Origin of the sequence: Pseudomonas sp. Sample_22 (assembly GCF_004307635.1) — a bacterium.
Taxonomy (GTDB): domain Bacteria; phylum Pseudomonadota; class Gammaproteobacteria; order Pseudomonadales; family Pseudomonadaceae; genus Aquipseudomonas.
This window is the reverse complement of record NZ_RCNY01000085.1, coordinates 87,657-102,733: the sequence shown is the minus strand read 5'-3', so window position 1 is coordinate 102,733 and position 15,077 is coordinate 87,657. Positions and strand designations below refer to the sequence as shown.

The 15,077-nt window shown below is 58.9% G+C and carries 12 protein-coding genes; 7 read left to right on the top strand and 5 right to left on the bottom strand.

Annotation, left to right across the window (positions count from 1 at the left end):
* Positions 1-100 precede the first annotated feature (100 nt).
* Entirely contained in the window at positions 101-1,588 is a 1,488-nt protein-coding gene (locus D8U73_RS23430; RefSeq protein ID WP_130905953.1) for a helicase HerA-like domain-containing protein, read from the top strand.
* A 105-nt stretch (positions 1,589-1,693) separates the two neighbouring features.
* On the opposite strand, the gene D8U73_RS23420 is transcribed toward D8U73_RS23430, so the two are convergent.
* Positions 1,694-2,149 carry a DciA family protein gene (locus D8U73_RS23420; protein ID WP_056852678.1) on the bottom strand — a complete coding sequence of 152 codons (456 nt, stop codon included), beginning with the start codon at positions 2,147-2,149 and terminating at the stop codon, positions 1,694-1,696.
* A gap of 307 nt (positions 2,150-2,456) precedes the next feature.
* On the opposite strand from D8U73_RS23420, the gene secA reads away from it, so the two are divergent.
* From secA to D8U73_RS23400, 4 genes are all read left to right on the top strand, one after another.
* Complete coding sequence (gene secA / locus D8U73_RS23415) at positions 2,457-5,192, top strand: preprotein translocase subunit SecA (RefSeq protein ID WP_130905902.1); 2,736 nt, start codon at positions 2,457-2,459, stop codon at positions 5,190-5,192.
* Between the two features lie 122 nt (positions 5,193-5,314).
* A complete protein-coding gene (argJ, locus tag D8U73_RS23410) occupies positions 5,315-6,532 on the top strand; it encodes a bifunctional glutamate N-acetyltransferase/amino-acid acetyltransferase ArgJ (RefSeq protein WP_130905901.1) in 1,218 nt (405 codons plus the stop codon).
* Positions 6,533-6,624: 92 nt separating this feature from the next.
* A complete protein-coding gene (locus D8U73_RS23405) occupies positions 6,625-7,257 on the top strand; it encodes a glutathione S-transferase family protein (protein WP_130905900.1) in 633 nt (210 codons plus the stop codon).
* On the top strand, positions 7,254-8,204 hold the full coding sequence (locus D8U73_RS23400) for a Nudix family hydrolase (RefSeq protein ID WP_130905899.1): 951 nt from the start codon (positions 7,254-7,256) through the stop codon (positions 8,202-8,204). Before D8U73_RS23405 ends, D8U73_RS23400 begins: the two co-directional genes overlap by 4 nt.
* A 96-nt stretch (positions 8,205-8,300) precedes the next feature.
* Here the strand turns inward: D8U73_RS23400 and D8U73_RS23395 are convergent, their stop codons facing one another.
* The 3 genes from D8U73_RS23395 to D8U73_RS23385 are packed head-to-tail and all read right to left on the bottom strand — an operon-like array spanning position 8,301 to position 11,884.
* Positions 8,301-8,882, bottom strand: coding sequence for a cob(I)yrinic acid a,c-diamide adenosyltransferase (locus D8U73_RS23395; RefSeq protein WP_130905898.1), 582 nt, complete (start codon positions 8,880-8,882; stop codon positions 8,301-8,303).
* 2 nt (positions 8,883-8,884) lie between these two features.
* Positions 8,885-10,921: a HAMP domain-containing sensor histidine kinase gene (locus D8U73_RS23390; protein WP_130905897.1), complete on the bottom strand. Its 2,037-nt coding sequence runs from the start codon at positions 10,919-10,921 to the stop codon at positions 8,885-8,887.
* 45 nt (positions 10,922-10,966) lie between these two features.
* Positions 10,967-11,884 (bottom strand): putative 2-dehydropantoate 2-reductase, encoded by a 918-nt coding sequence (locus D8U73_RS23385; protein ID WP_130905896.1) that lies wholly within the window; start codon positions 11,882-11,884, stop codon positions 10,967-10,969.
* Positions 11,885-12,026: 142 nt separating this feature from the next.
* Here D8U73_RS23385 and D8U73_RS23380 point away from each other — a divergent pair, with 142 nt between their 5' ends.
* Together D8U73_RS23380 and D8U73_RS23375 are read left to right on the top strand one after the other, a co-directional pair.
* Positions 12,027-12,512, top strand: coding sequence for a YajQ family cyclic di-GMP-binding protein (locus D8U73_RS23380; protein WP_007977344.1), 486 nt, complete (start codon positions 12,027-12,029; stop codon positions 12,510-12,512).
* A gap of 135 nt (positions 12,513-12,647) precedes the next feature.
* On the top strand, positions 12,648-13,490 hold the full coding sequence (locus D8U73_RS23375; protein WP_130905895.1) for a mechanosensitive ion channel family protein: 843 nt from the start codon (positions 12,648-12,650) through the stop codon (positions 13,488-13,490).
* Between the two features lie 209 nt (positions 13,491-13,699).
* Here D8U73_RS23375 and D8U73_RS23370 read toward each other — a convergent pair whose 3' ends face one another.
* On the bottom strand, positions 13,700-15,028 hold the full coding sequence (locus D8U73_RS23370; RefSeq protein WP_130905894.1) for an OprD family porin: 1,329 nt from the start codon (positions 15,026-15,028) through the stop codon (positions 13,700-13,702).
* Positions 15,029-15,077 lie beyond the last annotated feature (49 nt).

Sequence of the window (15,077 nt, the reverse complement as noted above, 5' to 3'; positions counted from 1 at the left end):
CATCGCTCCTTAAGGGAAATGTCCTACCAGATTGTGTCTGTCTGCTTTGTTGCTATTTCTATCGGCCGTGAAGGATCAAAGATTAACCATGGGTGACCAAATGCATGACTCATTGCAACTCGTTATCGGCGCCGATCTTTCCGGGCAGCCGATCGCCCAGGCCATGCGCCTGGCCAACCGTCACGGTTTGATTGCGGGGGCTACCGGGACGGGCAAGACCGTCACCTTGCAACGTATGGCCGAAGCCTTCAGTGATGCCGGAGTCGCGGTATTTGCCGCCGATATCAAGGGCGATCTCTGCGGTCTGGGTGCAGCCGGTAATCCCCAGGGCAAGATTGCCGAGCGAATCGCCGGGATGCCCTGGCTGAACCACAAGCCTCAGGCTTATCCGGTGACCTTGTGGGACATTCACGGGCAGTCCGGTCATCCACTGCGCACAACCTTGAGCGAAATGGGCCCGTTATTGTTGGGTAGCCTGTTGGAGCTGACGGACAGTCAGCAATCGGCGCTATATGCCGCGTTCAAGGTCGCCGACCGCGAAGGCTTGTTGCTGCTGGACCTCAAAGACCTGAAGGCATTGCTCAATCACCTCAAGGATCATCCACAGCTGCTCGGCGATGATGCGGCGCTGATGACTACCGGTTCCAGCCAGGCCCTGCTGCGGCGTCTGGCAACGCTCGAACAACAGGGGGCGGAGGCGCTGTTCGGTGAACCGGCGCTGCAACTCGAAGACATTCTGCAGCCGACAGTCGACGGTCGTGGTCGCATTCATTTGCTCGATGCCAGTCGGCTGGTGCATGAAGCGCCGAAGGTCTACGCGACGTTTCTGTTGTGGTTGCTGGCCGAATTGTTCGAGCAATTGCCGGAGCGCGGTGATTCGGACAAACCGCTGTTGGCGTTGTTTTTTGACGAGGCGCATCTGTTGTTTGCCGGGACCCCCAAGGCGTTGCAGGATCGTCTGGAACAAGTGGTGCGGCTGATTCGTTCGAAAGGCGTGGGGGTGTATTTCGTCACCCAATCGCCGGGGGACCTGCCGGACGATGTGCTGGCGCAACTCGGCTTGCGCATCCAGCACGGTTTGCGTGCATTCACCGCCAAGGAGCAGAAATCCCTGCGGGCGGTGGCCGACGGATTCCGGCCTAACCCGGCATTTGATGCGCTGTCGGTGCTGACTGAGTTGGGGATTGGAGAGGCTTTGGTCGGCACTTTGCAGGAAAAGGGCACGCCGGAAATGGTCCAACGGGTTTTGGTGGCACCGCCACAGTCGCGGATCGGGCCGCTGAGCGAGACGGAGCGTACGCTGCTGATCGCCGGTTCGCCGTGCAAGGGCCGGTACGACAAGCCGATTGATCGTGAGTCGGCTTATGAAGTGCTGATGGGCCGCAAAGGACTGGCGCCTGAACCCGAGGCTGCACCGGACAAATCAGCCAAGCAAGAGCCAAGCTTCACCGAACAGGCCGGGGAGTTCCTCGGCACGGCGGCGGGGAAGGCGCTGAAGTCAGCGATGCAGCAGGCGGCGAATCAGATCGGCCGACAATTGGTGCGCGGTTTGATGGGCTCTTTATTGGGCGGCAACAAACGCCGCTGAAACCTGTAGGAGTGAGCCTGCTCGCGATGGCGGCGTATCAGTCAACTTATGCGTTGAATGTTACATCGCTATCGCGAGCAGGCTCGCTCCTACATGGGTTCATGATCAGGTTTTGGGCCTGGCGTGCGCCGCCAACCGCTCCAGCGCGGCCCGAAGGTTTGGATCACTGATGCCGTCGGCCGTCGCCTGAATGGTCGCCGCCGCATCATTGGACAAATCCATGGTATGACCGGCCGCGCCTTGTTGAACGGTAGGTGGCTGAACCTTGAACAGAATTCGCGTGAGGCTGGCGAATTCATCGAACATCTGCAATTGCCGCTGCAGGCGTTTTTGCTGGTAGCGCAGGCGAGTGGCCCAATGCCCATCAGTGACGATCAGCAGCAAGCTGCCTTCACGCCAGGACGCCACGTGGCAATGCTCGCGAGCGGCGGGTTGCAGTTGGCTTTCCAGCAGGCGTTGCAGATGACCCAGGCGTTGAGCGTGGCCGAGAATGGCTTTGAGCGGCTTGGCTTCGCGAAGGAGAACGGCGGGTGCTCTGGCCGTAAGAGGGCGAAATGCCATGATCAGACACCTGAAGTAACAGAGCCGCCATGGTAGCAGAAAGCGCCGAATGCACTCGCCCATTGCTTTTGTGGATGCTTTACTCATTAAATCAACGACTAACTTCTTCCCTGAATGGGTTGAAGTTGAGCAAAACGCCCTTATTTTAAGTGAGCCCCGTCAAAGCGCAGTGCCAGCATCGTGGAACATCGCCACTTTCCTCACCACCGTTTCCGGGTAGAATGCTCGTTCGCATGCGGCCATGAGGGCTGCACGGGCGACTCACGGGGCCGCCCTCCATCCCTTTAGTGTGGAAGATCCTGCCGATATGTTTGCGCCTTTGTTAAAGAAACTTTTTGGAAGCAAGAACGAGCGTGAAGTCAAACGCATGCTCAAGACGGTGCAACTCGTCAATGCCTTCGAAGAGCAAATGGTGGCCCTTTCGGACGATCAATTGCGTGCCAAGACAGACGAGTTCAAGGCCCGCATCGCCAAAGGGGAAACCCTCGATAAATTGCTGCCAGAAGCCTTTGCGGTCGCCCGCGAAGCCGGTAAGCGTGTCATGGGCATGCGTCACTTCGACGTCCAGCTGATCGGCGGCATGACCTTGCATGAAGGCAAGATCGCCGAAATGCGTACCGGTGAAGGCAAGACCCTGGTGGCAACACTGGGCGTTTACCTCAATGCATTGTCCGGCAAGGGCGTGCACGTTGTGACGGTGAACGACTACCTGGCCCGTCGAGACGCCAACTGGATGCGCCCGCTGTATGAATTCCTCGGCCTGACGGTCGGCGTTGTCACGCCGTTCCAGCCGCCGGAAGAGAAGCGCGCCGCCTACGCTGCCGACATCACCTACGGTACCAACAACGAATTCGGTTTCGATTACCTGCGCGACAACATGGCGTTCAGCATGGAAGAAAAATTCCAGCGCGAACTCAATTTTGCCGTGATCGACGAAGTCGACTCCATTCTCATCGACGAAGCCCGTACCCCGCTGATCATCTCCGGTCAGGCCGAGGACAGCTCCAAGCTGTACATCGAGATCAACAAACTGATCCCGCAGCTGGAATTGCACGTTGAAGAAGTCGAAGGCGAAGTCACCAAGCCCGGCCACTACACCGTCGATGAGAAGACCCGCCAGGTCGAGCTCAACGAAGCCGGTCACCAATTCGTCGAAGAAACGCTGACCCGCATCGGCCTGCTGGCTGAAGGCGAGAGCCTGTACTCGGCGCACAACCTGAGCCTGCTGACTCACGTTTACGCCGGTCTGCGTGCGCACAAACTGTTCCACCGCAACATCGAGTACATCGTGCAGGACGGTCAGGTGGTTCTGGTCGACGAACACACCGGCCGCACCATGCCGGGCCGTCGTTTGTCCGAAGGCCTGCACCAGGCCATCGAAGCCAAGGAAAACCTGAACATCCAGGCCGAAAGCCAGACACTGGCGTCGACCACGTTCCAGAACTACTTCCGTCTGTACAACAAACTGTCCGGGATGACCGGTACGGCCGACACCGAAGCGTTCGAGTTCCACCAGATCTATGGCCTGCAGGTCATGGTCATCCCGCCGAACAAGCCGCTGGCCCGTAAAGACTACAACGACCTGGTGTTCCTGACCGCGGACGAGAAATACGCCGCGATCGTTGCCGACATCAAGGAAAGCATGGCCGCCGGTCGTCCAGTACTGGTCGGCACCGCAACCATCGAAACGTCCGAGCACATGTCCAGCCTGCTCGTGAAGGAAGGCATCGAACACAAGGTCCTCAACGCCAAGTTCCACGAAAAAGAAGCCGAGATCATTGCCCAGGCCGGTCGTCCGGGCGCATTGACCATCGCCACCAACATGGCCGGTCGTGGTACCGACATCCTGTTGGGCGGCAACTGGGAAGTGGAAGTGGCCTCGCTGGAAAACCCGACGCCTGAGCAGATTGCCCAGATCAAGGCCGACTGGCAGAAGCGTCACCAGCAAGTGCTCGAGTCGGGTGGCTTGCAGGTGATCGCCTCCGAACGTCACGAATCGCGCCGTATCGACAACCAGCTGCGTGGTCGTGCCGGTCGTCAGGGCGACGCCGGTTCCAGCCGTTTCTATCTGTCGCTGGAAGACAGCCTGATGCGCATCTTTGCCTCTGACCGGGTGAAGAACTTCATGAAAGCCCTGGGCATGCAGCCTGGCGAAGCGATTGAGCATCGCATGGTGACCAACGCCATCGAAAAGGCTCAGCGCAAGGTTGAAGGTCGTAACTTCGACATTCGCAAGCAACTGCTTGAGTTCGACGACGTCAACAACGAACAGCGTAAAGTGATCTATCACATGCGTAACACGTTGCTGGCTGCCAACAACATCGGTGAAACCATTGCCGACTTCCGTCAGGACGTCCTCAACGCCACCGTCAGCGCCCACATTCCACCGCAATCGCTGCCTGAGCAGTGGGACGTGGCAGGCCTGGAATCGGCCTTGGAAAGCGATTTCGGCGTGAAACTGCCGATCCAGCAGTGGCTCGACGAAGACGATCACCTGTACGAAGAAACCCTGCGCGAAAAACTCATGCAGGAACTGATCGCCGCCTACAACGAGAAAGAAGACCAGGCGGGCGCCGAAGCGCTGCGCAGCTTCGAGAAACAAATCGTTCTGCGCGTGCTGGACGACCTGTGGAAAGACCACCTGTCGACCATGGACCACCTGCGTCATGGTATCCACCTGCGTGGCTATGCCCAGAAGAACCCGAAGCAGGAGTACAAGCGCGAGTCGTTCACGCTGTTCTCCGAGCTGCTGGATTCGATCAAACGCGACTCGATCCGCGTGCTGTCGCACGTTCAGGTTCGCCGCGAAGATCCGATCGAAGAAGAGCAGCGCCTGCGTCAGGAAGCCGAGGCACTGGCCGCCCGCATGCAGTTCCTGCATGAAGAAGCCCCAGGTCTGGAGCAACCGGAGCAACTGGGTGAAGAGGTCGATGTGGCTCTCGCCACCGCACCGGTTCGCAACGAGCAGAAGCTGGGCCGCAACGAGCTGTGCTACTGCGGTTCGGGCAAGAAGTTCAAGCATTGCCACGGGCAGATCCAGTAAAACCCGTTTCAATCGCTGAAATACCCGCGCCGCGACCGGCTTCTGCCGTCGCGGCGTTTTACCATTTCGAACCACCGTTTTTCCTGAAACGGTGCTGACATCATTTATAAAGGAGCGCATTCATGGCTGTTGGTCTTGGTCCTTTGCCAACGTTGCACCCGGTTGCCGGTTTTGAACTCGGTATCGCCTCGGCCGGTATCAAGCGCCCGGGGCGCAAGGATGTCGTCGTCATGCGCTGTGCCGAAGGCTCGACGGTGGCAGGCGTGTTCACCCTGAACGCTTTTTGCGCAGCGCCGGTGATCCTCGCCAAGCAACGCGTGCAAGGCCCGGTGCGTTACCTGCTGACCAACACCGGCAATGCCAACGCCGGTACCGGCGAGCCAGGCCTGGCCGCCGCCGAGCGCACTTGCGCCAAACTGGCCGAGCTGACCGGCGTCGATGCCAGCCAGGTGCTGCCTTACTCCACCGGTGTGATTGGCGAGCCCTTGCCGGTCGAGAAAATCGAAGGTGCACTGCAAGCGGCCCTCGACGATCTGTCGGTCAACAATTGGGAAGCTGCCGCCACCGGCATCATGACCACCGACACGTTGCCAAAAGGCGCCAGCCGTCAGTTCCAGCACGACGGCGTGACCATCACCGTGACCGGCATCAGCAAAGGTGCGGGCATGATTCGACCAAACATGGCGACCATGCTCGGCTACATCGCCACCGACGCCAAAGTCTCCCGCGACGTGCTGCAAAACCTGATGCTGGACGGCGCCAACAAGTCGTTCAACCGCATTACCATCGACGGCGACACCTCGACCAACGATTGCTGCATGCTGATTGCCACCGGTCAGGCTGCGCTGCCGGAGATCACCCGTGCCGAAGGCGAGCTGTTCGCCAAGTTAAAGCAAGCGGTGTTCGAAGTGTGCATGGACGTGGCGCAGGCCATCGTGCGTGACGGCGAAGGTGCGACCAAGTTCGTCACCGTTGAAGTCAACGGCGGCGGTAATCATCAGGAGTGCCTGGACGTCGGTTACACCGTGGCCCACTCGCCGCTGATCAAGACCGCGCTGTTCGCTTCCGACCCGAACTGGGGCCGCATCCTGGCTGCCGTCGGCCGCGCCGGCGTACCGAATCTGGACGTGAGCAAGATCGACGTGTTCCTCGGTGACGTTTGCATCGCCAGCCGTGGCGCGCGCGCCGCGACCTACACTGAAGCCCAGGGCGCGGCAGTGATGCAGCAGGAAGAAATCACCATCCGTATCGAATTGGGCCGCGGCGATTGCAGCGAAACCATCTGGACCACCGACCTGTCCCACGAGTACGTGAAGATCAACGCCGAGTATCGTACTTAAGAGCGGGTCGCCCCTAATCGCGGGCAAGCCCGCGATTAGGGGCGACCAGATGCTAGAGATTTGGCCTGTCCCCTTCATCAAAGGTCCCGAACATGAGCCTTCACCTGATCATCGGCGACAAACTGCTTTCCTCCTGGTCCCTGCGCGGCGCCCTGGCGCTTGATCTGACCGGCGCTTCCTACACCGAAGAACTGATCAAACTGAACCAGCCCGACACCCGCGAGCGTGTGCTCAAGCATTCGCCGACCGGCAAAGTCCCGCTGCTGAAAACCGAGCACGGCACCATCGCCGACTCCCTGGCGATTGCTGAATACCTGGCCGAACAATTCCCTGAAGCCAAGCTGTGGCCAACAGACACCGCGGCCCGTGCCCAGGCGCGTTCGGCGTGTGCGCAAATGCACAGCGGCTTCTTCGCCATGCGTGGCAACATGCCGTTCAACCTCAGTCATGACGCGCCGCTGTCGCCGCTCCCGGCGGACGTGCAGGCGGATATCGAGCGCATGGCGGCGTTGTGGGCCGAGTGCCGTGCTGCCGCGACCGAAACCGGTCCTTACCTGTTTGGTCGCATTACCTTGGCCGATGCGTTCTTTGCGCCGATCGCCGTACGACTGCGCACCTATCGGGTGAAACTGTCCGCGGTGGACGAAGCCTATGTTGAAACCCTCTACCAATGGCCAGCATTCAAGGCCTGGCAGAAGGCCGGACTGGAGGAAATCGAGCGGTGAAACGAGTTCATGTAGCCGCTGCCGTTATCCGTGATAACAGCGGCAAGATCCTGATTGCCCGCCGTGCCGATACCCAGCACCAGGGCGGATTGTGGGAGTTTCCCGGTGGCAAGGTCGAGGCCGACGAATCGGTGGAAACCGCGCTGGCCCGCGAACTTCATGAGGAACTGGGCATTGTCGTCAGTGCAGCGCGCCCGTTGATCAAGGTTCGCCACGATTATCCGGACAAGCAGGTATTGCTCGACGTCTGGGAGGTTTCGGCGTTCAGCGGTGAGCCACACGGTGCTGAGGGTCAGCCATTGGCCTGGGTCAGCGCCCGTGAGTTGTCGAACTACGAGTTTCCCGAAGCCAACCGGCCGATCGTCGCGGCTGCCCGGTTGCCCGAGCGGTACCTGATCACCCCGGAAGATCTGGAAACCCCGGCCTTGCTGCGCGGAATTCAGAAAGCCATTGCCGGCGGCATCAAGCTGATCCAGTTGCGCGCACCGAACGGTTACGATCCGAAGTATCGCGACCTGGCCGTTGATGCGGTAGGGCTGTGTGCCGGCAAGGCGCAGTTGATGATCAAGGGGCCGTTCGAGTGGCTGGGCGATTTTCCTGCCGCCGGTTGGCACATCACGTCTGCGCAGCTGCGCAAGTATGCGGCTGCCGGCCGGCCATTGCCGGCTTCGCGCTGGCTGGCCGCGTCCTGCCATAACGCCGAAGAACTGGCGTTGGCCGAAGCAATGGGCGTGGACTTCGTGACCTTGTCGCCGGTGCAGCCGACGCTGACGCATCCGGGGGCTGAGCCGCTGGGGTGGGAGCAGGCTTCGACCTTGATCGAAGGCTTCAGCAAACCGGTGTTTTTGCTCGGTGGTGTCGGGCCTGCGCAGGTTCAGCAAGCCTGGGCGGCGGGTGCGCAGGGTGTTGCTGGGATTCGGGCTTTCTGGCCTGATTCTTCGGTGTAGTTGGTGGACCCTTCGCGGGCAAGCCTCGCTGCTACAGGTTCACGCGAAATCCTGTAGGAGCAAGGCTTGCCCGCGATGGCGGCCGGCAGGCGCCGCTTAATCCCCAGGCTTCGCCGCCGGTTGCCAAAGAATCTCCGCAACGCCTTGCCTCTTGGCAATCAACCTGGCCACCACAAACAGCAAATCCGACAACCGATTGATGTACGCCAGGCCAACCCCGGCCAACGGCTCAATCGCATTCAACTGCTGACAACGCCGCTCGGCACTGCGTGCCAGGCTGCGGCAGACGTGGGCTTGGGCAATTAACGCCGAACCACCCGGCAGAATGAAGTTCTCCAGCGGTCCCAATTCTTCATTCCATACATCGATCGCCGCTTCAAGGCGTTCGATTTCCGCCACGTTCAATGCCTGGTATGCCGGCATCGCCAACTCGCCGCCAAGGTCGAACAGCCGATGCTGGCAGGGCGCCAACACCTCGATCACTTCGCTCAGCCGCGGATACTCTTCACATTCCGCTGCAAGCCCGGCCAGCAATACGCCGACCTGACTGTTCAACGTGTCGACCTCGCCAATGGCCTCGATCCGTGGATGGTCCTTGGGTACGCGGCGTCCATCGCCCAGGCCGGTTTCGCCTTTGTCGCCGGTGCGGGTGTAAATCTTCGACAAGCGAAAGCCCATGGTTACCTCGTAAGCTGGTTGAATTCCTGGGAGACGAGCGGGGTGCCCGCCAGTGGCAAGCGCAAGGTGAAGCAGGTGCCTTGGCCGAGGGTCGATTGCACTTCCATCTGCCCTTTATGGTTATTGGTGATGATGAAGTACGAAACCGACAACCCGAGACCGGTGCCCTGGCCGATTTCCTTGGTGGTGAAAAACGGTTCGAAGGTCCGTTTGCGCACGCTTTCGCTCATGCCGATGCCATTGTCCTCGACCTGAATCTCCGCCCAGGGCGGATTGAGCCGGGTGCGGAGAATGATCCGCCCCGGCTCGCTATCGTCTTCACGCTGGTGAATGGCCTGGGCGGCGTTTTTCAACAGGTTGAGCAACACTTGCTCCAGTTCGTTGGCGGTACCGGGTACCGGGCCGAGCGCGGGGTCGAACTGGCGGATGATGGCCTGGCCCTTGAAGTCGAAACCGATGGCCAGGTCGAAGTCGTTACCGGCGATTTCCACCGCCTGATCGATCAGTGCCGGCAGATCGCATGGGGCCATTTGCCGGGTACTGCGGCGGCTGAAACTGAGCATGTGGGTGACAATTTTCGCCGCGCGGGCGCCGGCCTGTTGAATGCCGTCGAGTAGCTGCGGCACTTCCCTGGCTTGCAGGTATTGATTGACCGTCGACAGCTCAACGCCTATGTGTTCGGCCTGCTCCAGGTTTTTTGGCAGTTCGGGGGACAGGCGGCGGCGAATGTTCTGCACGTTGTGCAGGATCGCACCAAGCGGATTATTGATCTCATGGGCCATGCCGGCGGCGAGGCCACCGACGGAGAGCATTTTTTCCGACTGCACCATCATTTCTTCCAGGGACAGGCGTTGGGTGATGTCGTCGATTCGTATCACCACGCCACGCCCGGCACCGCCCATCAGCGGGTAGAAAGTCAGGGCGTAATGGCGCGGCTCATCGTCTTTGATCCAGGTCACGCGTTCGATTTTGGCTACGGTATGTTGCTCGACCGTTTGCTTGAGTTGCGGCAAAAACGGCTTGAGCGGCTCGAAGGCGAGGAAGATCGGCTGGTTCAAGGCTTCATCCAGGCGAGTGCCGGACAGGGCACTGGCTTCCTGATTCCACTGCGTCACGTAAAGCTGTTCGTCGAGCGCGATCAGCGCCGATGGCATGGAGTCGATGATGCTGTTGAGGTAGTTCTGGAAGCCGGTGAGTTTCTTCTCGATCTTGCTCCGCACCTGGACTTCGAGCTCCAGTTTGCGATTGGTGTGGCGGGTTTCCTCGGCCAGGCCCTGAGCCTGGTCATAGGCCGCCTGCGAGTCGTCCCGTGCGCGTTTGAGCTGCTGCTCCCGCGCTTCAATGCGTGACAGCATGGTATTGAACGCTTCGGCGAGGCTGCCGATTTCATCGTGGTTGCCCCGTGAGGCACGCAGGGCGTAGTTCTCTTCCCGGGTCACCTGGCGGGAAAGCTCTTCGAGTTGATGGATCGGCCGGGTAATCAGGCGTTTGATCTGCCTCGCGATGACCAGCCAAAGCAGGACACTGAAAATCAGGATCCCGAGGCTGGCAGTCAGGGTCCCGGTATAAAACGCCATCGGCAGTTCGCTGCTGGCCACCAACAGCAAGTGGCCCGGCGCGGCACCTGGGCGGGGCAGGGTGATGACTTGATTGCTGCGAAATTCGGTGGCCTGCCAGGATTCGATATGCCCGTATTTTTTTGGCAGACTCAGGTGATCGCCATGCTGCAACTGTGCCAGGCGTTCACCCTTGCCGTCATATAGTGCAGCGGCGCGCAAGGGTGAGTAGCTGTTGAGTTCGTCGAGCAGGCGTTGAGCGCTTTGCGGCGAAGTCAGTGCTTCGGAAATCAGGCTCGGATTGGACACCAGGCGTCCGATGGTCTGCAACGCCTGGGGCGCCATGCTTTCCTGGGAAATGTAATACGCGGCGCTGATAAAAGTCAGGTTGGCGACCAGTAAAACAGTGGTCAACAGCACCAACAGGGCGGCCAGTAGTTTCTGGCCGACCGGCAGGTTTTCAAGGCGCTGGCGCAATGGCATCAGGTTTATCGCTGCAAAGGAACAAGTGGCCAGCGTAGCCGCTGCTCAGTCGCTGGGCAATCCAAGGCTGTGCAGTCGGGTAATCAGGCGCTGTTGCAGTTGATTGAGGTGTGGCAGATTCAATTGATGTCGAGCCGCGATTTTGCAGGCATGGCCCAGCAGGTAGCTGATTTCGGTCCGGCGCTGGTGGCTGACATCCTGGTACATCGACGAGTAATTGGCCGCCGTGGCATGAATCACCCGCTCGACTTCCTGTTGCAGGTTTTCCGCTGCTGCCGGTTGACCGCAGCGCTCAAGCAGTTCGGTGAGTTCACCGCAGAGGGTGGCGACTTCACAACGGTGCTCCTGCAAACCACCATTACGGCAATCGTGCAGCACAGTCAGTGGATTGATGGCGCAATTGAGTGCCAGTTTTCGCCACAACCTGGTGAGTATCTCGGTACTCCATTCATGGGGAATACCGGCGCTGTTCAATTCTTCAAGCCAGGTTGGTGCGGCGGGATGACCGGCATCCCCCAGCCAGGTAAACCCGTGTCCGGCGAACACCACGCGCCAGTCGCCATCGCGAAAAGCGCCTTCGGTGCTGGAGGCATAAATGCAGCGAGCCTGCGGCACTTGTGCGGCTACGGCGTCCTGGCTGCCGAGGCCGTTCTGCAACAGAATCAGTTCGGCGCCGGGAGCCAGGCGTGGCACCAGTTGCGCTACGGCGTGCTCGGCGTCGTAGGCCTTGCAGGCCACCAGCAATCGATCGATCGGCTCTTTACTATCGGGTGTTTCGGCAGGTACCGGGTAGTGCTGCGCTGCGCCATGCTCGACCAGCGTCAGTCCACCCGCCACTTCATAGGCTTGCAGACGCCGGGCGTCGCGCAGGATCAGCCGCACCGGCAACCCGGCCCGTGCCAGGCGAGTGGCCCATAAAGTACCGAGACTGCCAGCGCCGAGTACATGCCAGGTAGTGGACATCAGCTTTTTGCTCTGTTTGACGCGCGCATGGACGGCTCGCAGTGAATGATCGGAAAGACCCGTTATAATCAGCGCGGATTTTTACCGCAAGCCAGGTGTGCTCCTTCTTGATCGAGCGCCCCCTATTTAATGGAGAGATTACATGCCGTCGTTCGACGTGGTATCCGAACTGGACAAACACGAAGTCACCAACGCGGTCGAGAACGCCGTCAAGGAACTCGATCGTCGCTACGACCTGAAAGGCAAGGGCAGCTTCGAGTTCAAGGAAAAGGACCTGACCGTCAATCTGACCGCTGAAGCCGATTTCCAGCTCGAAGCGATGATTGAGATCCTCAAGCTGGCGCTGGTCAAGCGCAAAATCGACGTGCAGTGCCTTGAGGTCAAGGATGCATTTGCTTCGGGCAAGTTGATGAAGCAGGAAGCCGTCCTCAAGGAAGGCATCGACAAAGAGCTGGCGAAGAAAATCGTCGCTCACGTCAAAGACGCCAAGTTGAAAGTGCAGGCCGCCATTCAGGGCGAGCAAGTGCGCATCACCGGCAAGAAGCGTGACGATCTGCAGGAAGCCATCGCCGTACTGCGCGCCAAGGAATTCGGCATGCCGCTGCAGTTCAACAACTTCCGCGACTGATCCGCACGCGGGAACCTCTCGGCGTTTTCGGCGTCCGAGGCCCAAGCAACGGCAGAAACGATTGATCCACACCGGGTCGGTCTTTCTGCCGCTATTTTTTCGCGTGCCGGATAGCCGCAAATCAGGAGAACGTAGATGGACTTGAATGCTGAAGTGGATAACCTGGTCAAGGCATCCCAAGCCTGGATTCCGATGATCATGGAATACGGCAGTCGCGTGCTGTTGGCGGTAATCACACTGGCCATCGGTTGGTGGCTGATCAACAAGGTGACGCAGAAGCTCGGAAGCCTGATTGCATTGCGCAATGCCGATCTGGCGCTGCAAGGCTTCATCAGCAGCCTGGCCAACATCATTCTGAAAATTCTGCTGATCGTCAGCGTGGCGTCGATGATCGGTGTGGAAACCACCTCGTTCGTGGCTGCCATCGGTGCGGCGGGCCTGGCCATCGGTCTGGCCTTGCAGGGTAGCCTGGCGAACTTCGCGGGTGGCGTGTTGATTCTGTTGTTCCGTCCATTCCGTATTGGCGACTGGATCGAAGCACAAGGTGTGGCCGGTACGGTTGATAGCATCCAGATTTTCCACACGGTGCTGCGCACGGGTGATAACAAAACCATCATCGTGCCAAACGGTAACCTGTCGAACGGCATCATCACCAATACCAACCGCCAGCCAACCCGCAAAGTGGTGTTTGATGTGGGGGTTGATTACGAGGCGGACCTGCAGAAAGCCCGTGAAGTGTTACTGGATCTGGCAAAAGACCCGCGCGTATTGACTGATCCGAAGCCTGAGGCCGTTATTTCGACACTGGGTGACAGTGCGATCACTGTTTCCCTGCGTGTATGGGTTAAAACTGCGGATTACTGGGATGTGATGTTCATGTTCAACGAACAATCCCGTGATCGTTTGAAAAAGGCCGGTATCGACATTCCGTTTCCACAGCGGGTTGTTCGTGTGGTTCAGGAAGCAGCAGTACAGTAAGCCTGGTTTCATTAGTTGTTACATGAGCCCGAGGGATTAATAGTCTCTCGGGCTTTTTTGTGACTTTTGATCGGTTCATTGAAAAAAGTACTAATGTTATTCGCGGAAGTTGTTTGCTGGCGTGATCAGTGTATGGCAGGCATAAAAAAACGCCCACCTGAAAAGGTGAGCGTTTTTTGATCTACAGTACTTCCGGTTTTACACCCTGATTACAGGATGCTCAGCGGGTACTCGATGATCAGACGGGTGTCGTAGACGTCAGGCGAGTAACCGCTGTACGCGCCGTTCGAACGGTAGTTGGCGAAACGTGCACGGAAGGACAGGTCTTTAGCTGGACCTTCCTGAACGACGTACTTGGACTCGATGTTCCACTCGTTTTCCTTACCTTCACCCAGACCGTTGGTCTTGATGTTGTCACCCATCACGTAACGGGTCATGAAGCTCAGACCTGGGACGCCATAGGAAGCCATGTTCAGATCATAGCGAGCTTGGTAGGATTTCTCCTCGCGGCCCACGAAGTCAGAGATCTGGATGGAGTTGGATACGAAGATGGTGCTGTTACCGTCAACGCCGTAGTAGTAAGCGTTGTCGCCGCTGGACTGCTGATAGGCCAGGGTGAATTTGTGAGCGCCGAGGCTATAGGCAGCAGCCAGGGACCACAGGTTGTTGTCCACACCCAAGGTGCCGTCGCCGATGGCGTCGACCAGGTCACCGCGCTTGTCACCTTTGGTCTTGTAACCGTTAAGGTCGAAGTTCAGGGACTGATCGTCAGTGATTGGCAAGGTGTAGTTCAGGTTGACGTAGTACTTCTTGAAGTACTCATCGGCATCCGATGCAGCCACGGCACCGGTGAAGTTGTCGGTGAAGGCGTAGCTGGCACCGAAGATGTTGATGCCGTCGCTCAGGCCTTTGCCGTGGTTTCCGTCTTCGTCAGTCAGGCCGCCGATGCTGTCACGGGCCATACCGGTTTGTTTGCTCAGAGCGGTGAAGCGACCGGCGCTCAGTTCCAGACCTTTGATTTCCTTGGAAGTCAGCAAGGTACCGGTGGCAACTTCTGGCAGCAGACGGCTGTCGTCGGTAGCGAACACTGGGCTGGCTACGAATTGCTGGCCGTACTTCAGAACTGTGTCGGAGAGACGCAGTTTGACTGCACCGCCAACCTTGCCCTGGGATTTTTCCGGGTTGCCATCGCTGTCGTTGGCGAACAGGCCGTTGCCACGCTTGCCCGAACCACCGTCCAGTTTGACCGAGCCCATTGCCATGGCGTCCAGACCGAAACCAACAGTGCCTTGAGTGAAGCCCGACTCGTAAGTGAGCAACTGGCTCAGACCGGAGTCCTGACGATAGCCGGCGGTGCCGCTGGATGGGTTGCTGACACCGTTTTTATAGTCGCGGTTCATGTATTCGAAACGGGTTTTCAGTTTCAGGCTCTGGTCACCGAAGAAACCCTTGGATTCTTCCTGGGAAGACGCCACTGCGAACTGCGAGGTACCAGCTGCAACAGCCAGTGCGATCATGCTCCACTTCATCACGCGCATCGTGATTTGCTCCTTTGGTTTTTAGAAGAGTACTGCCGCTCCACCTGTT

Excerpts from the sequence above, each read along its gene's own strand:
- D8U73_RS23380 (WP_007977344.1), top strand. The coding sequence starts at position 12,027 with ATGCCGTCGTTCGACGTGGTATCCGAACTGGACAAACACGAAGTCACC.
- D8U73_RS23375 (WP_130905895.1), top strand. The coding sequence starts at position 12,648 with ATGGACTTGAATGCTGAAGTGGATAACCTGGTCAAGGCATCCCAAGCC.
- D8U73_RS23395 (WP_130905898.1), bottom strand. The coding sequence starts at position 8,882 with ATGGGCTTTCGCTTGTCGAAGATTTACACCCGCACCGGCGACAAAGGC.
- D8U73_RS23420 (WP_056852678.1), bottom strand. The coding sequence starts at position 2,149 with ATGGCATTTCGCCCTCTTACGGCCAGAGCACCCGCCGTTCTCCTTCGC.
- secA (WP_130905902.1), top strand. The coding sequence starts at position 2,457 with ATGTTTGCGCCTTTGTTAAAGAAACTTTTTGGAAGCAAGAACGAGCGT.
- argJ (WP_130905901.1), top strand. The coding sequence starts at position 5,315 with ATGGCTGTTGGTCTTGGTCCTTTGCCAACGTTGCACCCGGTTGCCGGT.
- D8U73_RS23385 (WP_130905896.1), bottom strand. The coding sequence starts at position 11,884 with ATGTCCACTACCTGGCATGTACTCGGCGCTGGCAGTCTCGGTACTTTA.
- D8U73_RS23430 (WP_130905953.1), top strand. The coding sequence starts at position 101 with ATGCATGACTCATTGCAACTCGTTATCGGCGCCGATCTTTCCGGGCAG.
- D8U73_RS23405 (WP_130905900.1), top strand. The coding sequence starts at position 6,625 with ATGAGCCTTCACCTGATCATCGGCGACAAACTGCTTTCCTCCTGGTCC.
- D8U73_RS23370 (WP_130905894.1), bottom strand. The coding sequence starts at position 15,028 with ATGCGCGTGATGAAGTGGAGCATGATCGCACTGGCTGTTGCAGCTGGT.
- D8U73_RS23390 (WP_130905897.1), bottom strand. The coding sequence starts at position 10,921 with ATGCCATTGCGCCAGCGCCTTGAAAACCTGCCGGTCGGCCAGAAACTA.